At 63.9% G+C, this 2,425-nt stretch carries 4 protein-coding genes; all 4 read left to right on the plus strand.

The annotated features are described in order from the left end of the window. On the plus strand, positions 1-1,121 hold a 1,121-nt coding region (locus NTZ26_04965), incomplete at its 5' end, for a phage major capsid protein (protein MCX6559846.1). Between the two features lie 13 nt (positions 1,122-1,134). Then, positions 1,135-1,557: a hypothetical protein gene (locus NTZ26_04970; GenBank protein MCX6559847.1), complete on the plus strand. Its 423-nt coding sequence runs from the start codon at positions 1,135-1,137 to the stop codon at positions 1,555-1,557. 26 nt (positions 1,558-1,583) lie between these two features. After that, positions 1,584-1,979 carry a hypothetical protein gene (locus NTZ26_04975; GenBank protein MCX6559848.1) on the plus strand — a complete coding sequence of 132 codons (396 nt, stop codon included), beginning with the start codon at positions 1,584-1,586 and terminating at the stop codon, positions 1,977-1,979. 77 nt (positions 1,980-2,056) lie between these two features. Continuing rightward, the coding region (locus NTZ26_04980) for a hypothetical protein (protein ID MCX6559849.1) at positions 2,057-2,425 on the plus strand (369 nt) is incomplete at its 3' end.

The following is a 2,425-nucleotide window of genomic DNA, read 5'->3' on the forward strand; positions in this document are numbered from 1 at the left end:
TGCGCCGGGCCCACGAGGAACACCAGAAGGGGAACCTCACCAAGACCGATTTCCAGGCCATCGAGAAGAAGGTCTGGGACAAGCTCGATGCCGTCGAGGCCAAGGCCAAGGAAACCGACGGCCTCAAGGCGCGGATCGACGAGCTCGAGACCAAGATGACCCGGCCGCCCTTCGCGGGCGTGCCCGAGGCCAAGGGCGGGGACGCCCCCGAGGTCAAGGCTTTCTCGGGCTGGCTCCGCAAGGGCGCCGTCGGTCCCGACGAGCAGAAGCTCATGCGGACCTCCGACGACACGGTCGGCGGCTACATCGCCCCCACCGAACGGCGGAACAAGCTGATCGAGATCCTGACTGAGATCTCGCCGGTTCGCCAGCTGGCCACCGTCGAAACGATCGGCGGTTCCTCGGTCGAGTTCCCCAAGGAAGGCGGCGACACGATCGACTGCGCCTGGGATGACGAAGCCCTGACCGAGGGTGACGCCAAATTCAAGATGGAGCGGTTCGACCCGCACGTCATCCGGGCGCTCGTCCTGATCAAGAAGACGCTGCTCGAGGACGCGGACTTCAACCTCGAGAGCTACCTGTACCGGAAGGCGGCCCAGAAGTTCGCCAAGAAGGAAGGCGTGGCCTTCATCTCGGCCAACGGCAAGAGCAAGCCCGAGGGGCTGCTCACGAACTCCGAGATCTCGTTCGTCAAGAGCGGCTCGGCCTCGACCTTCACGGGCGACAGCTTCATCAACCTGATCTACGACCTGCCCGCCGACTATGCCAAGGGGGCTCGGTTCCTGATGAACCGCAAGACGGTCGGCAAGATCGCCCTGCTCAAGGACAACAACGGCCAGTATCTCTGGCGCCCGGGCCTGCAGGCCGGCCAGCCGTCCACTCTCCTCGGCTACTCGATCTTCGAAGCCGTGGACATGCCGGACGTGGCGGCCAACGCCTTCCCGGTCATGTTCGGCGACTTCGCCCAGGCCTACTGGATCATCGAGCGGCTCTCGATCGAGGTCCAACGCCTGGTCGAGGTCTACGCGACGGGCGGGAAGATCGGCTTCCTGTTCCGGCGCCGGGTGGACGCGCAGGTCGTCCTGGGCGAGGCGCTCCGCAAGATGAAGATCGCCGCGTAAGGAGGCGGCAACCATGCGCGATATGTTGCACAACATCGCTTCGACCATCTCCTCGAAGTTCGCAGCCCGGACCAAAGCGGCCGGCGCTGTGACCGGAGAGGTCATCGATCTCCGGGGCTACAACGGGGCCCGGATCGACTGCATCTCGGGTGCCCTGGGCGCCCAGGTGAATGACTACGAGTTCGAGATCAAGGAGGCGGACGCCGCGGCCGGTGCGTTCACCGCCGTTGCGGACGAGGATCTCTTGGGCTCGGAGCCGACTTTCACCAAGGACGCCGAGACCGACGAGAGCGACACCGTGAAGTCGCTCGCCTATGTCGGCCCGAAGGCTTTCATCCAGGTCAACCTCAAGGCCCCCACCGGCGACGGCACGGGTAGCGGCGTCCTCGGCGCGATCGTCCACAAGGGCTTCGCCCGGCACGCTCCGGTCAGCTGATCGGGGACGGATAAGGAGAATCACCAATGGGATCCTTCGCGAATTATGCCGAGAATAAGATTCTCGATCACATCGTGGGGAAGACCTCGTTCACGCTTCCCACGGCCTACCTCGCTCTCTCGACCGCGGACCCGACCGACGCCGGGACCGGCCTGGCCGAGCCCTCGGGTAACAACTACTCCCGGAAGCAGACGGCCGCCGCCGACTGGAACGCCGCTTCGAGCGGCTCTATCGCGAACGCCAACGACCTGAGCTTCCCGGAGGCCTCCGGCTCCTGGGGGACGATCACCCACTTCGCCATCTTCGACGCGGCCTCGGGCGGGAACATGCTTGCCCACGGGTCGCTCACGGCCTCCAAGGCCGTCGGAGCCGGCGACGTGCTCAAGTTTGCGGCGGGGAATCTCACCCTGACGCTCGACTGACCGGGAGAGGGAGCGTGACTCGGAACGCCTTGCGGCCGACGGGCGCGCTCCCTCTCTTTTCTTTCGCGTGAAACATTATGGCTAACCTCCTCACCAACGGAACGTTCACCGGGGGAAGGTCCGGCTGGACGGACATGGGCGGAGGCGTCGGCTATGAGAACAATCTTATCTTCAATATCTCCTACAATGATTCCCCCGCTTGGTACTCATTCGGAGCAAAGCAGACCGTTTCGATCAGCAAGACCGCCAAGACGGCGAAGCTCTCCGTGTGGAGATCATGGTCAAGCTCGAGTGGATCTCAGCAAAACGGGTGGACCTACATCGCCGCCAGGATCAAGAAGCCGAACGGAACGGTGGTTGTTATCCAGGATGAAGGCCACGAGGGCGACACATCCGGGAGCGGAAACCTCCTAACTAACCGAGATGTCCTCAGCGTCTTTGACGCG

The organism is Candidatus Aminicenantes bacterium (assembly GCA_026393855.1).
Taxonomy (GTDB): Bacteria; Acidobacteriota; Aminicenantia; order Aminicenantales; family UBA4085; genus UBA4085.